This window comes from Lysobacter sp., from assembly GCF_035655815.1.
Lineage (GTDB): Bacteria > Pseudomonadota > Gammaproteobacteria > Xanthomonadales > Xanthomonadaceae > Lysobacter_J.
In genome coordinates this window covers 114,086-125,491 of record NZ_DASRTS010000037.1, presented here as the reverse complement: position 1 = coordinate 125,491, position 11,406 = coordinate 114,086, and the positions used below count along the sequence as shown (strand labels likewise).

Here is an 11,406-nt window from a genome sequence, read left to right as displayed (position 1 = left end):
CGCCCGCCTACGCCGGCTCGTCCGGAATCAGCGCGCTTTCCAGCCGCGCGATGCAATCCTTCAGCCACAGCTTGCGCTTCTTCAGGCGCTTGACCGTCAGCTCGTCGACATCGGACGCGTGCACCAGCCGCTCGATCGCCGCGTCGAGGTCGCGGTGCTCCGTCCGGAGGTCGGCCAGCTGGCGGGCTATCACGGCGGGATCGTCGCTTTCGATCATGGCCGAAGCTTAACGCGCGTCCGCGACCAGCGTCACCGCTGGGCGCCCGGTAGAATGGTCGGTCCATGAGCACCGTCCTGCCCCCCGCTTTCATCGAGCTGGCCGAACCCCAGCCGCACGTGCGCGCATCGCAGCGCCGCGCGCACGAGAACAACAAGCTCGCCAAGCGCCTGCGCCACCAGGTCGGCCGCGCGATCGCCGACTTCGGCATGATCGAGGATGGCGACAAGGTGATGGTGTGCCTGTCCGGCGGCAAGGACAGCTACACGATGCTCGACATCCTGCTGCAATTGCAGCTCAAGGCGCCGGTGAAGTTCGAGCTGGTCGCGGTGAACCTGGATCAGAAGCAGCCGGGGTTTCCCGAACACGTACTGCCGGAGTACCTGAAGTCGATCGGCGTGCCGTACCACATCATCGAGCAGGACACGTATTCCGTCGTCACGCGCGTGGTGCCGGAAGGCAAGACGATGTGTTCGCTGTGTTCGCGCCTGCGCCGCGGCGCGCTGTACACGTATGCCGAGGAGAACGGCTTCACCAAGATCGCGCTGGGCCATCATCGCGACGACCTGGTGGCGACGTTCTTCCTCAATCTGTTCTTCCACGCCAAGCTCGCCGGCATGCCGCCCAAGCTGCTCAGCGACGACGGCAAGCACGTGGTGATCCGTCCGCTGGCCTACGTGCGCGAGGACGACATCGCCGCATACGCCGACGCGAAAGGCTTCCCGATCATCCCGTGCAACCTGTGCGGCTCGCAGGAAAACCTGCAGCGCAAGCAGGTCAAGAAGATGATGGATGCGTGGGAGCGCGAGACGCCCGGCCGCATCGAGACCATCGCGCGCGCGCTCGGCGATATCCGCCCGTCGCAGCTGAGCGATCCGAAACTGTTCGATTTCCTTGCGCTGGGCCGCACCGGCGATGCGCCGATGCCGGACGCGCACGCGTGGCTGGCGGGTGATGCGCACGCTGCATCCGGTTCGGACGACAAGGCGGCCCTCACTTTTGAAGACGCGGCTCCCCCCTTTGGAAAAGTGGGGGCGGGGGGGATTTCCTTCCCGTAGCCGCCAGAGCAAATCCTCACCATCCCTCCTTTTCCAAAGGAGGGAAGCCGGCAAGCGCACCCTCCTTACTCGGACTTTCGATGTTCTTCCGCAACCTGACGCTGTTCCGCTTCCCCACTTCAACCAAGTTCGATGACCTCGAGAGCGGCCTGAACGAGTGCCAGCTCAAGCCGGTCGGCCCGCTGGAACTGTCCAGCCGCGGTTTCATCTCGCCGTTCGGCCGCGACGCCGACGCGATGTCGCACAGCCAGGGCGACGCGACGTGGCTGGCCGTGGGCAGCGAGGACAAGATCCTGCCGGGCTCGGTCGTCAACGACATGCTGCAGAAGAAGCTGTCCGAGATCGAGGCGAAGGAAGGCCGCAAGCCTGGCGGCCGCACGCGCAAGCGCATCAAGGACGAGCTGATCACCGACCTGCTGCCGCGCGCGTTCGTGAAGCCCAGCCGCACCGACGCGCTGATCGACATGGGCCACGGCGTGGTCGCGGTGGACACCTCCAGCCGCAAGAGCGGCGAGAATGTGGTCAGCGAGATCCGCCGCGCACTCGGCAGCTTCCCCGCGCTGCCGCTCAACGCCGAAGTCGCCCCGCGCACGGTGCTGACCGGCTGGGTCGCGGGCGAGCCGCTTCCGGACGGCCTGTCGCTGGGCGACGAATGCGAACTGCGCGACCCCATCGACCAGGGCGCGGTGGTGAAAGTGCAGCGCATGGAACTGCAGAGCGACGAGATCACCAAGCACCTCGAGTCGGGCAAGCAGGTCACGCGCCTGGCGCTGAACCTGGACGATCACGTTTCGTTCGTGCTGGGCGAGGACCTCATCGTGCGCAAGTTCAAGCTGCTCGATGGTGCCGTGGATGAGCTGGAAAGCACCGAGCGCGACGATCTGCGCGCCGAGCTCGACGCACGCTTCGTGTTGATGGCCGGCGAGTTCCGCCGCCTGTTCACCGTGCTGGAAGGCGCGCTGAAGCTGTCGAAGGCCGAAGCCTGACGCGGGCGATCGCACGTGCCGTGCGCAAGGCGTGCGGCACGTGACGGAAATCGCCATCGGCGAAGGCTAAGATCGATTCATGCCGTCCGCGCACCGCACCCTCGCCCGCCTGTTCGCGCCCACGCCGCGCACGGTTGAGCGCGAGACGCTTGCTCACGAGTTGCCGGACGGTCGCACCGTGGAACTGCAGCGCGTGCGCGATCCGCGCGCACGCCGGCTGAAGCTCTCGGTGGACGAACGCGGCGCGCGGCTCACCCTGCCGATGCGCGCGAGTATCGCCGCAGCGGATCGCTTCCTGGCCGAACACGGCGACTGGCTGGTGACGCAGCTGGCACGCTACGAGGTGCACGAGGCGCGGGCGCTCGAGCCCGGCGTCACGCCCAGCCTGCCGCTGCGCGGTCGCGAACACATATTGCTGTGGCAGCCCGGGCGTTTCACCCGGCTGGAAGCCGCGCCCGATCCCGACGAGACGCTGCGGTTCACGCTGCCGGCGCGCGCGGGCGAGCCTGCGATCCGCCGCGCCGTGCGCGATTTCTACGAGGCGCAGGCGCGCGCGGACGTCGGCCGCTGGATGCCGCGGTATCTGGCCGGCCTGCCGCGCCCGCCGCGGCGCGTGGTGTTCAAGATGATGTCATCGCAGTGGGGTTCACTGGCGCCGGATGGTTCGATGGCGCTGGATCTGTCACTCGTCCTGGCCCGGCCGAGCGCGTTCGAGTACGTGCTGGTGCACGAGCTTTGCCACCTGATCCACGCCGACCACTCGCGCTCGTTCTGGCGCGAGGTCGAAGCGCGCACTCCGCACTGGCGCGAGGAGCGCGACTACTTCCACCAGGAAGGCCGCAAGCTGAAGGCGACGCTGCGCGCGATGTGCGGTTGAGGCGAAAGCGGTTCGCCAGCGATGGCGGCGTGACTCAACACAAGCGCGGTGGATGCGCCGCCCTGGAGAGAAGCAAAGCCCCCGACGCTCAAGCGCGCGTGAAGAAATCCCCGATCGCCTCCGCCACCCGCTGCGGTTGTTCCATGTGCAGGTGGTGTCCGCCGTCCATCACGATCAGCTCGCCACGCGGTAGCAGGCCTGCGCGGTCGCGACGCAGCGGGTCGGGCAGGTACGGCTGCGCCGGCTCGGCGAAGATCACGCGCGTCGGGCATTCGATGCCGGCGACCAGGTCGCGGATCTGCGGCTCGGTCATGCGCTGCATGGTCGGCAGCGTGAGGCGCGGATCGGTGGACCAGACGAAGCCGCCTTCCACGGGTGCGATGCCGCGTTCGACCAGCAGCCGCGCGGCGGATTCCTCCAGCCGGCTGCCGACCTGTGCCCCGGCGTTCATGCGTGCGCGCACGGCGATGGCGACGTCCGGAAACACGCGCAGCGATTTGCCGGACAGCGCGCGCATGGCCGCGATCGCCTCGCGCAGCCGCTTCACGGTGCGTTCGGGCACCTCGGCCAGCGCGCCCAGCGCCTCGATGGCGACCAGACGCTCGATGCGCTGCGGACACGCCGCGGCGACCAGGCTGGAAATGCCGGCGCCCATCGAATGTCCCAGCAGGGAGAACCGGTCCCAGCCGAGCGCGTCGGCGATGTCGAGCACCGAATTGACCGCGGCGGCGAACGAATAGTCCGCGCCCGGCGGCAGGTGCGCGCTCGCGCCGTGGCCCGGCAGGTCAGGCGCGACCAGTTCGATGCCACGCAGGTGCTCTGCCAGCGGCACGAAGCTGGCCGCGTTGTCGAGCCAGCCGTGCAGCGCGAGCACGCGCGGCGCGCCGGGCTCGCCGGCACGCAGGCCGGCGATGCGGCCCAGCGGCGTGGAAAGGGTGAAGTCGTGCAGGCCGCGATACGGCATCAGGACCAGCGCTCCAGTTCGCGGCGTGCGATGTCGGTCAGCGCCTGCGCATGCGGCCGAGTGTCGTTGAGGCAGGGGATGTAGCGCAGCGTGCCGCTGTGCCCGGCGAAATCCTCGGCCAGCATCATCGCCACTTCCTCCAGTGTCTCGATGCAATCCACCGCGAATCCGGGCGCGACCACGTCCACCGTACGCACGCCGCGTGCGGCCAACACGTGCAGCGTCGCCTGCGTGCTTGGCTCCAGCCACTTGTCGCGGCCGAAGCGGGACTGGTAACTGAGCGTCCACTGCTCCGCCGACAGCCCCAGCCGCTGCGCGATGGCAGCCGCGCCCGCTTCGCACTGGCGCGCGTATGGATCGCCCGCATCGACCAGCCGCTGCGGCAGGCCGTGAAAGGAGAACAGCAGGTGCCCGGCCGAGCCGTTGGCCTCGCGGAATGTGCGGATCGAACCGGCGACCGCATCGAGCCAGCCGGCATCGAGGTGGTAGTCCTCGACCATCCGCGTCGGCAGCGCGCGCTCGCGCGCCAGCACGTCGCCGACGGAAGCCGTGGTGGTGGTGGAGTACTGCGGGTACAGCGGCAGCACCAGCGCGCGCCGCACGCCTTCGTCCCGCAGCTGGCGCAGGCGCTGCTTCAGGCCGGGGTTGCCGTAGCGCATGGCATCGACCACGCGCAGCTCCGGCATCTGCGCCTGCACGGCGCGCGCCAGACGCCGGGTGTAGGCGGACAGCGGCGAGCCGCCGTCCTCGCCTTCGAACCAGATGCTCGCGTACTTCTTCGCCACCTTCGACGAACGCAACGGCAGCACTGCCAGGTGCAGCAGCGGCAGCCACAGCCAGCGCGGCAGGCCAACGACGCGCCGATCGCTTAGGAACTCGGCCAGGTAACGGCGCACGCCCTGCGGCGTCGGTGCGTCGGGCGTACCGAGATTGACGAGGATGAGCGCGGTGTCCGGTGGCGTGCCGGGCGGCAGGGGAGAGGCGCCGTCGGCGACGGCATCGATGCTGGCGTGGGCGGGCATGCCGCATAGGATGACAGCTGCGCGCGTCGCGGCGCAGCGAACTCGTGCAACGCTGGTTTCCGCGATGCACGGCGCCGATGGCAACGATCGTCGCGCCGGATTGGCCAGCTTATGCGAGCACCGCGCATATGCGAGGCTTGACGGTCGCCGCGGTTCGGTGAGGATTCATTGCCGGATCACTAGCCTGAACCGACTGCCTCGATGGCGGTCGAACGCTCGACCAATCCCCTGCGAGTTTCCTGGAGTCCGCCATGTCCCGCCTGCCGCGCCTCGCCGTCCTGATGATCGCCCTGATTGTTGCCACCACCGCGGTGGCCGGTCCGCAGGAGGACGATCGCGCCCGCGAGGCGGTGCGCGTGCTCACCGACATCCAGCGCATCCCCGAGTCCGGCATTCCGGACAAGCTGCTCGACGAGGCGCGCGGCATCGTCGTCGTGCCCGACGCGCTGAAGATCGGCCTGGTGCTGGGCGGACGGCGCGGCCACGGCCTCCTGTCGGTGAAGAACCCGGACGGCACCTGGTCGAGCCCGAGCTTCGTCAAGCTCACTGGCGGCAGCATCGGTTTCCAGGCCGGCGTGCAGTCGGCGGACATCGTGCTGGTGTTCCGCAGCGACCGCGGCCTGGATTCCATCGTCAACGGCAAGGTCACCCTGGGCGCCGATGCCGGCGTGGCGGCCGGCCCGGTCGGACGCAATGCCGCCACCGCGACCGATGGCCAACTCAAGGCCGAGATCTGGTCGTGGTCGCGCGCCCGCGGCCTGTTCGCTGGCGTTGCGCTGGACGGCGCGGTGCTGTCGATCGACGACGAGGCCAACGAGGCCGTGTACGGCCGCGACACCACCCCGCGCATGATCTTCGAGGGCCGCGCGCATGGGCAGCCGTCCAATGCCGTGGTGGACTTCCGCGACCGCCTCGAGGAAGCCAGCGCTATCGCCCGCAACGCGCGCTCGCATTCGGACGCCGATGCGCGTGCCCGCAACGGTTCCGCCCCGCTGACGACGCCGTCACGCACTGCGGCTGTGCCCGCCCCGGTGCAGCCGGCGACCCCGCAGACCCAGCCGCAGCCGGCGCCGTTCGAGACCGTCGAGAGCCCGGTTCAGGCCGAACCGCTGCCGTAAACGCGACGCGCTTAACTTGTTTTCCGCAGCGGCATGACGGCTTCCGTCATGCCGCTGCGGTATCCTGAGCACCCTATTCCCCTGCGGACGAATCTCTCATGGGCGGTTTGAGTCTTTGGCACTGGCTGATCGTGCTGGTGATCGTGGTGCTGGTGTTCGGTACCAAGCGCCTGGGCAACGTCGGCAAGGACCTGGGCGAAGCGGTCAAGGGTTTCAAGAAGGGCATGCGCGACGGCGACGAGGATCGTCCCGCCGGCCAGCTGCGCGACGATTCCAGTCGCGACGAGACGCGCCAGTCGAGCGAGACCCGGCAGGACGACCGCAACCCGCGCTGACGCGGCGCGGCTGCCTTTCGTCGGTCGCCGGCCATGTTCGATATCGGGTTCTCCGAAATCTTCGTCATCGCGGTCGTGGCCCTGCTGGTGCTGGGTCCCGAGCGCCTGCCCAAGGCTGCGCGCTTCGCGGGCCTGTGGGTGCGCCGTGCGCGTGCGCAGTGGCACTCCGTAAAGTCCGAGCTGGAAACCGAGCTCGCGGCGGAGGAACTCAAGCGCAGCCTTCGCGAGACCGAGGACTCCATGCGCGACGCGCGCGACGAGATCCGCGCCGGCATCGACGAGGCGCGCGACCGCTTCAAGCAGGAGCAGGACGAGCTGCAGCGCGAACTCGACCGCCTGGACAGCCGTACCCCTGAGCCTCAGGAACCCGACGAGGCAGCGACGGATGCCGCAGCCGAGTCGCCCGCAACGGAACCGGCCACCACCGACACGACGGCCATCGAACCGTCCAACGTTCCCGCCGAACCTTCGCCCACCCCGGCCGAACACGGGGCGCAGCGCCGATGAACCACGATACCGACGCCACCCATTCCGGCACCGACGCCGAGCCCCGCCTGATCGATCACCTGATCGAACTGCGCGCGCGGCTGCTGCGCGCCGTGGTCGGGTTGCTGGTGGTGTTCCTGGCGCTGGTGCCATTCGCCGCCGAAATCTACGGCGCGCTCGCCCGGCCGCTGCTGGCCAGCCTGCCCGCAGGCGGCCAGCTGGTCGCGGTCGACCCCGCTGGCGGCTTCTTCGTGCCGATGAAGGTGGCCTTCTTCGCCGCGCTGCTGATCGCGATGCCTTGGCTGCTCTACCAGGCCTGGGCCTTCGTCGCGCCGGGCCTGTACCACCGCGAGAAGCGCCTGGCGATGCCGCTGCTGGTCTCGGCGGTGCTGCTGTTCTACCTCGGCTGCGCGTTCGCGTTCTTCCTGGTGCTGCCGTCGGTGTTCGGCTTCCTCGCCAAGTTCACGCCGGACGTGGTGGCGATGACGCCCGACATCGGCAAGTACCTGGACTTCGTGCTGGTGATCTTCCTGGCGTTCGGCGCGAGCTTCGAACTGCCGGTGGCGCTGGTGATCCTGGTGCTGCTGGGCTGGGTCACGCCGCAGCAGCTGCGCGAATCGCGCGGCTATGCGGTGGTCGGCGTGTTCGTCGTGGCCGCGGTGATCACGCCGCCGGACGTGGTCTCGCAGCTGATGCTCGCCATCCCGATGTGCATCCTGTACGAGCTGGGCATCGTCGCCGCGCGCTGGCTCAAGCCGCGCGAGGAAGCCGGACAGACGCCGACCGCGTGAGCGCGCCCGCCGGTTTCTGGCAACGCCATGCTGCCTGGTCGCTGGACGCGGCCCTGGTCGCCATCCTCATCTCGCCCTTCCTTTCGGCCGGCATCGCGCAGGACGCGCGCGCGCTTGATGCCGTCTTCTCCAACTGGCTGGTGACGTTCTACACGAAGCTCGCCACGCAGATGGATGCGTCAGGCTTGCCGCCGCTGTCGCTGCTGGGCGATGCCACGCTGCGGCAGGAGTTGGCGGCGATCCAGGGCGCGCTGCTGCAACTGGTCGGCCCGCCGGCGCTGGCCTTCGCCATGGTCAGCGGGCTGTACCACGTGGCCAGCGATACGTCGCGCTGGCAGGGCAGTCTGGGCAAGCGTGCGCTACGGCTGCAGGTGGCCGATCGCGAAGGTCGTCGCATCGGCATCGCGCGCGCCATCAGCCGCCATCTCGCGGGCGGCGCCTCATGGCTCACGCTCAACGTCGGCCACGCGATGGCAGCGCTGCCGCCGCAGCATCGCGCGCTGCATGACGTGCTCAGCGGGACACGCGTCCTCGCGCCGCAGGACGCTCGCCTGCCGGGATGGGCTCGCGGCTGGATCGCGCTACAGGCGCTGGCCGGACTGGCCGGCACCGCGTGGCTGGTCGTGCACCTGGTGCAACTGGTGCACGTGGCGCTGGAGCAGGCGCTGGGCGCCTGAGGATCAGAGCTCGACCTGGTCCGCGCGCACCGGCGGCGGCTGGCCGCACACGTCGCGCCACAGGTGGTACATGACGCCGAACATCACCACATACAGCGCGACGAGCAGGCCGAGGTAGATCGGCAGCAACAGCAGCATCGACACGGCCGGATGGATCAGGTTGCCGATCACGGCGATCAGCGCGAACACCACGGCGAGCACCAGGCCCAGCGGAATCGACGCAATCACCACCGCGATTGCCAGGAGCAGCATCGGCAGCAGGTTCTTCAGCGTGCCGACGACGCCGTCGATCATCGCCGCACCGATCGGCCGCTGGCCCAGAGCGACCTGGCCGAAGCCGATCGCGTACACGCCGGACAGGAACAGGAACAGGATCGAACCCACGCCCAGCAGGCGGCCCAGGCCTTCCGGCGCGGCGGGCACCTGCGCGGGATCCACGCGGCCACCCTGCGCCTGCTGCGAGAGCGTCACCAGCTTGGCGTACCACTCCAGGAAGCCGTCGCCGAACAGGCTGATCAGCGCCGTGGCGATGACGACGTACGCCAGCGTCATCAGCAGGCCGAAGCCGATCAGCCGGCCGGCGTCGCCGCCCTGGCGGAACGGCGCGAACACGTCCGCGGCCTGCGCCGGGCGGCCCTGCTCGGTCGCGTCGATCAGGCGCAGGTAACCGCCGATCAGCGGTGACAGGATCACGATGGACAGCACGCTGGCCGCGGCCGCGACCACCATGCTGCCGTTGGGACCGGGCGACAGCAGGCCCTGCACCACCAGCTGCAGCAGGCTGGGCACCAGCGCGAAGAACATCAGCACCGCCGCCGCGCCGAACACCGCGCGCGCGTTGGTGCGCCCGAGGTTCACGGCGCGCTTGAGCCAGGACAGGCCCGAGAGGGGCCCGGTTGCGTGTGTGGTCATGACGATGGGATTTCCGTGGGGGTGCGGCCGGCCGGATGCCGTCCGCGGAAAACAGTAGTGGGCTCAGTGCCCGTGCAGGTTGCGGGCGTGGCGCACGAAACGGCGCAGCACGCGGCGCGCGTGCGGCGTCGCGCTGACCGACCGCGCGAGCGCCTTCGCGCAGCGGCCTTCGCCATGCAGCGCGTCGCGCCGCGCATGCACGTAACCGCGCATGTGGGTGGCGCTGAATTCCGGATGGAACTGCACGCCCCAGGCGCGCTCGCCCCAGCGGAAGGCGTGGCAATCGTCCTGCGGTGAGCGCGCCAGCACGGTCGCGCCTTCCGGCGCGCGCAGCACGGTCTGCAGGTGCGTCGCCTGCGCGGCGAACTGCGCCGGCAGCCCCTTGAACAGCGGGTCCTCGTCGGCGTGCGGATGCAGCTCGACACCGATGGTCCCCATCTCGCGGCCGGTCGGGTTGTCGCCGACCTCGCCGCCCAGCGCATGTGCCAGCAGCTGGTGGCCGTAGCAGATGCCGAACAGCGGCATGCCGGCCTGCGCCGCGTCGCGCAGCCACTGCGCACTGCGTTCGGACCAGTCGCGGCGCTCGGTCACCATCGCCGCCGAACCGGTGATGATGGTGCCGGCGAAGCCCGCACGTTCGGGCAGCTCGTGCCCACCTTCCACGTCGACCACCACCGCTTCGTCGGCCTGCAGGCCGGCGGCGACGCGGATCCAGTGAGGAAAGCCGCGATGACGGCGCATCGAGGCGACAGGCTGGCCGGTTTCGAGGATCAGGAACGGCCGATGGTGACGGTGGTTCACGGCGGGAACGGACTGGCGGCGGGTGGATCGGCCTGCCCTTGCGGGAAGGTCGGAGCGGGCATCGCAAGGCGGAAAAATCCAGCGGCATCAAGGCCCGTGGCTATACTAGCGCGCTTTGCAGCGCCCCCACCGAGACGATGGCCGCACCTACCTTCCAGGAACTGATCCAGCGCCTGAACGCCTTCTGGGCGCAGCAGGGCTGCGTCCTGATCCAGCCGCTCGACCTGGAGGTCGGCGCGGGCACCTTCCATCCGGCCACCTTCCTGCGCGCGCTCGGCCCGGAGCCGTGGAATGCCGCCTACGTGCAGCCGTGCCGACGCCCCACCGACGGCCGCTACGGCGAGAACCCCAACCGCCTGCAGCGCTACTACCAGTACCAGGTGGCGATGAAGCCCAGCCCCGACAACATCGTCGAGCTGTACTTCGATTCGCTCAAGGCGCTGGGCGTGGATCCGCTGGTGCACGACCTGCGCCTGGTCGAGGACAACTGGGAATCGCCGACGCTCGGCGCCTGGGGCCTGGGCTGGGAGGTGTGGCTCAACGGCATGGAAGTCACCCAGTTCACCTACTTCCAGCAGGCCGGCGGCCTGGAATGCAGGCCGGTGCTGGGCGAGATCACCTACGGTCTCGAGCGCCTGTGCATGTACCTGCAGAACGTCGACAACGTGTACGACCTGATCTGGACGTACGGCCCGGACGGAACGCCCGTCACCTACGGCGACGTCTACCACCAGAACGAAGTCGAGCAGAGCGCGTACAACTTCGAGCACGCCGACGTGGCCGAGCTGTTCCATCGCTTCGACGCTTGCGAGGCCGAAGCGTTGAAGCTGATCGAACTGGGCCTGCCGCTGCCCGCCTACGACCAGGTGTGCAAGGCCAGCCACAGCTTCAACCTGCTCGATGCCCGCCGCGCGATCAGCGTGACCGAGCGCCAGCGCTACATCCTGCGCGTGCGCCGCATCGCCCAGGGCGTGGCCGAGGCCTACTTCGCGCAGCGCGAGAAGCTGGGCTTCCCGGTGTTGAAGAAGGCTGCGGCGCAAGCGGCAGCGTGAGCTTTGAGCCCCTCTCCCATCGGGAGAGGGGTTGGGGTGAGGGTCGGCGAAGGTTGTCGGCTGTACCGGCGTTGCAATGAAACGCTGGGCGTTGTCCTGCAATCCCCGTC

At 69.2% G+C, this 11,406-nt stretch carries 13 protein-coding genes and 1 pseudogene; 9 read left to right on the top strand and 5 right to left on the bottom strand.

Annotation, left to right across the window (positions count from 1 at the left end; genetic code table 11):
• Positions 1–7 precede the first annotated feature (7 nt).
• Positions 8–214: a YdcH family protein gene (locus VFE83_RS10720; protein WP_414674727.1), complete on the bottom strand. Its 207-nt coding sequence runs from the start codon at positions 212–214 to the stop codon at positions 8–10.
• A 68-nt stretch (positions 215–282) separates the two neighbouring features.
• Here VFE83_RS10720 and ttcA point away from each other — a divergent pair.
• The 3 genes and pseudogenes from ttcA to VFE83_RS10705 form a co-directional block, all read left to right on the top strand.
• Positions 283–1,173: pseudogene (gene ttcA / locus VFE83_RS10715) on the top strand (tRNA 2-thiocytidine(32) synthetase TtcA); the annotation flags it as partial.
• Positions 1,174–1,355: 182 nt separating this feature from the next.
• The gene (locus tag VFE83_RS10710) at positions 1,356–2,261 is read left to right on the top strand and encodes a recombination-associated protein RdgC (RefSeq protein ID WP_324905900.1); all 906 of its coding nucleotides are present in this window, start codon (positions 1,356–1,358) and stop codon (positions 2,259–2,261) included.
• Positions 2,262–2,340: 79 nt separating this feature from the next.
• Positions 2,341–3,138 (top strand): SprT family zinc-dependent metalloprotease, encoded by a 798-nt coding sequence (locus VFE83_RS10705; protein ID WP_324905899.1) that lies wholly within the window; start codon positions 2,341–2,343, stop codon positions 3,136–3,138.
• Positions 3,139–3,226: 88 nt separating this feature from the next.
• Here the strand turns inward: VFE83_RS10705 and VFE83_RS10700 are convergent, their stop codons facing one another.
• Together VFE83_RS10700 and hemH are read right to left on the bottom strand one after the other, a co-directional pair.
• Complete coding sequence (locus VFE83_RS10700) at positions 3,227–4,102, bottom strand: alpha/beta hydrolase (protein WP_324905897.1); 876 nt, start codon at positions 4,100–4,102, stop codon at positions 3,227–3,229.
• Complete coding sequence (gene hemH, locus VFE83_RS10695; RefSeq protein WP_324905895.1) at positions 4,102–5,124, bottom strand: ferrochelatase; 1,023 nt, start codon at positions 5,122–5,124, stop codon at positions 4,102–4,104. Before hemH ends, VFE83_RS10700 begins: the two co-directional genes overlap by 1 nt.
• Before the next feature lie 251 nt (positions 5,125–5,375).
• On the opposite strand from hemH, the gene VFE83_RS10690 reads away from it, so the two are divergent.
• The 5 genes from VFE83_RS10690 (at position 5,376) to VFE83_RS10670 (ending at position 8,531) form a co-directional block, all read left to right on the top strand.
• Positions 5,376–6,242, top strand: a complete 867-nt coding sequence (locus VFE83_RS10690; protein ID WP_324905893.1) for a lipid-binding SYLF domain-containing protein — start codon at positions 5,376–5,378, stop codon at positions 6,240–6,242.
• 98 nt (positions 6,243–6,340) lie between these two features.
• Entirely contained in the window at positions 6,341–6,577 is a 237-nt protein-coding gene (tatA, locus tag VFE83_RS10685) for a Sec-independent protein translocase subunit TatA (RefSeq protein ID WP_324905891.1), read from the top strand.
• A gap of 33 nt (positions 6,578–6,610) precedes the next feature.
• Positions 6,611–7,084: a Sec-independent protein translocase protein TatB gene (tatB, locus tag VFE83_RS10680; protein ID WP_414674725.1), complete on the top strand. Its 474-nt coding sequence runs from the start codon at positions 6,611–6,613 to the stop codon at positions 7,082–7,084.
• Positions 7,081–7,854 carry a twin-arginine translocase subunit TatC gene (tatC, locus tag VFE83_RS10675; protein ID WP_414674724.1) on the top strand — a complete coding sequence of 258 codons (774 nt, stop codon included), beginning with the start codon at positions 7,081–7,083 and terminating at the stop codon, positions 7,852–7,854. The genes tatB and tatC overlap by 4 nt, the downstream gene beginning before the upstream one ends.
• Positions 7,851–8,531: an RDD family protein gene (locus tag VFE83_RS10670; RefSeq protein ID WP_324905889.1), complete on the top strand. Its 681-nt coding sequence runs from the start codon at positions 7,851–7,853 to the stop codon at positions 8,529–8,531. Before tatC ends, VFE83_RS10670 begins: the two co-directional genes overlap by 4 nt.
• A gap of 3 nt (positions 8,532–8,534) precedes the next feature.
• Here the strand turns inward: VFE83_RS10670 and VFE83_RS10665 are convergent, their stop codons facing one another.
• Positions 8,535–9,443 (bottom strand): hypothetical protein, encoded by a 909-nt coding sequence (locus tag VFE83_RS10665; RefSeq protein ID WP_324905887.1) that lies wholly within the window; start codon positions 9,441–9,443, stop codon positions 8,535–8,537.
• A gap of 63 nt (positions 9,444–9,506) precedes the next feature.
• The gene (locus VFE83_RS10660) at positions 9,507–10,244 is read right to left on the bottom strand and encodes a glutamine amidotransferase (protein WP_324905885.1); all 738 of its coding nucleotides are present in this window, start codon (positions 10,242–10,244) and stop codon (positions 9,507–9,509) included.
• A gap of 137 nt (positions 10,245–10,381) precedes the next feature.
• On the opposite strand from VFE83_RS10660, the gene glyQ reads away from it, so the two are divergent.
• A complete protein-coding gene (gene glyQ / locus VFE83_RS10655; RefSeq protein WP_324905883.1) occupies positions 10,382–11,296 on the top strand; it encodes a glycine--tRNA ligase subunit alpha in 915 nt (304 codons plus the stop codon).
• Positions 11,297–11,406: the final 110 nt, after the last annotated feature.

Coding starts and splice junctions, on each gene's coding strand:
- VFE83_RS10710 (WP_324905900.1), top strand. CDS start 1,356: ATGTTCTTCCGCAACCTGACGCTGTTCCGCTTCCCCACTTCAACCAAG.
- VFE83_RS10705 (WP_324905899.1), top strand. CDS start 2,341: ATGCCGTCCGCGCACCGCACCCTCGCCCGCCTGTTCGCGCCCACGCCG.
- VFE83_RS10700 (WP_324905897.1), bottom strand. CDS start 4,102: ATGCCGTATCGCGGCCTGCACGACTTCACCCTTTCCACGCCGCTGGGC.
- hemH (WP_324905895.1), bottom strand. CDS start 5,124: ATGCCCGCCCACGCCAGCATCGATGCCGTCGCCGACGGCGCCTCTCCC.
- VFE83_RS10690 (WP_324905893.1), top strand. CDS start 5,376: ATGTCCCGCCTGCCGCGCCTCGCCGTCCTGATGATCGCCCTGATTGTT.
- tatA (WP_324905891.1), top strand. CDS start 6,341: ATGGGCGGTTTGAGTCTTTGGCACTGGCTGATCGTGCTGGTGATCGTG.
- tatB (WP_414674725.1), top strand. CDS start 6,611: ATGTTCGATATCGGGTTCTCCGAAATCTTCGTCATCGCGGTCGTGGCC.
- tatC (WP_414674724.1), top strand. CDS start 7,081: ATGAACCACGATACCGACGCCACCCATTCCGGCACCGACGCCGAGCCC.
- VFE83_RS10665 (WP_324905887.1), bottom strand. CDS start 9,443: ATGACCACACACGCAACCGGGCCCCTCTCGGGCCTGTCCTGGCTCAAG.
- glyQ (WP_324905883.1), top strand. CDS start 10,382: ATGGCCGCACCTACCTTCCAGGAACTGATCCAGCGCCTGAACGCCTTC.